Source organism: Candidatus Symbiopectobacterium sp. NZEC135 (assembly GCF_025962695.1).
Genome location: NZ_JAGFPF010000497.1, coordinates 1 through 1,310, shown reverse-complemented (window position 1 = coordinate 1,310; position 1,310 = coordinate 1). Strand labels below are relative to the sequence as shown.

Here is a 1,310-nt window from a genome sequence, read left to right as displayed (position 1 = left end):
GGCACTAAAAAATATACTGATGAAAAAACTGATGAAGTGAAAATTTCAAATCCTTCTGTAAATTTGAAGGCAAAAAATATCCTTCTTCATGCAAGGTTGATAAACAACGAGAGCAATTTTAATGCATCCGAAAACATTACGTTTGTTGCTGATGAGAGCGCTCAATTAAATAATAGTCAGGTGATGGCCGGTAATGTTCTATCAATAATTTCCGGCGATAGTATCGATGCTAAGCAGAGTAGTCTGGCAGGGGAAACGGTCAGTCTACAAAGTCGTACCGGTGATATTAATGTATATTCTGATGCCGCTGTAAATTACTTTAATGAAAACGGAATCCGGCAACTGAGTCAAATCAATGCATCCGATGAGCTGTCTATTCATGCGGCCAGAAACCTTGGGCTGACAGGGGTAGTTTATCTAAAGAATAAGAATACTACATTAACCGCAGGTAATAACCTGCTCATCAAAAGTAATGATGCATTCCTGAGGTTAGAACGCCTTGGCACAAGCAGTACCGATGCTGAAAAACAGGCCTATTTCAATGATACCTTAAAACAGCTTAATGCAATAAATACCACTGGTGATATTACGCTTAATGCGGGGAAAACCCTTGATATTTCAGGCGTAGCGCTTAATGCCACCAATACAATTAACCTGACGGCAGGGGAGGATATTAATCTTAACCCCAGAGTACTGGCGACGATCCCAGAATCCCTTTTCCCTGAATCGCGACAGGCAGAGCTGAGTAGTCGTCTTAGTGCGGGTAATCAGTTACTGATTTCCAGTGGAAGAGACTTACTGGCTCAATCCGCTGATCTATCTGCACAGGGCAATACCACTCTGCTGGCAGGCAACAACCTGAGCCTCTTTGCAACGGGCTATTCAGCGATTGATAGCGCCAATGATAATAACAAAGACGATCGCTATATCACGGCACGCGTGCATGCGGGAAAGAAACTGACGCTGGCAGCCAATGGGGATTTCATCGCAAACGGCACGGATTTCACTTCCGGAAACGATATGACGCTCAGTTCCGGTGGAAAAATGGAGCTGAACGCGGTGAGTAATCATATCTACCGCGAAGAGGGAAATGCGTACAGCGAAACAGTGACGCAGAAAAATGCCACCCTTAACAGCGGTGGTGTCCTTACCCTGCTTTCCAACGGCAGCATTCTGTTTCAGGCGACGCAACTTATCGCCAAAGGGGCGTTAGATGCAGCGGCTAAGGGCGGGTTCCTCTACGCACAAGCGATGGAAGAGTCCAGCCACTATGAAAAAACCACCACCAAGCGCAAGTGGTATGGCAAGAA

Annotated in this window: 1 protein-coding gene; it reads left to right on the top strand. The window is 45.4% G+C overall.

Annotated features, from left to right (window positions below; all coding sequences use genetic code 11):
* A partial coding sequence (locus J5224_RS28220; RefSeq protein WP_413544735.1) for a hemagglutinin repeat-containing protein occupies positions 1 to 1,310 on the top strand: 1,310 nt, incomplete at both ends.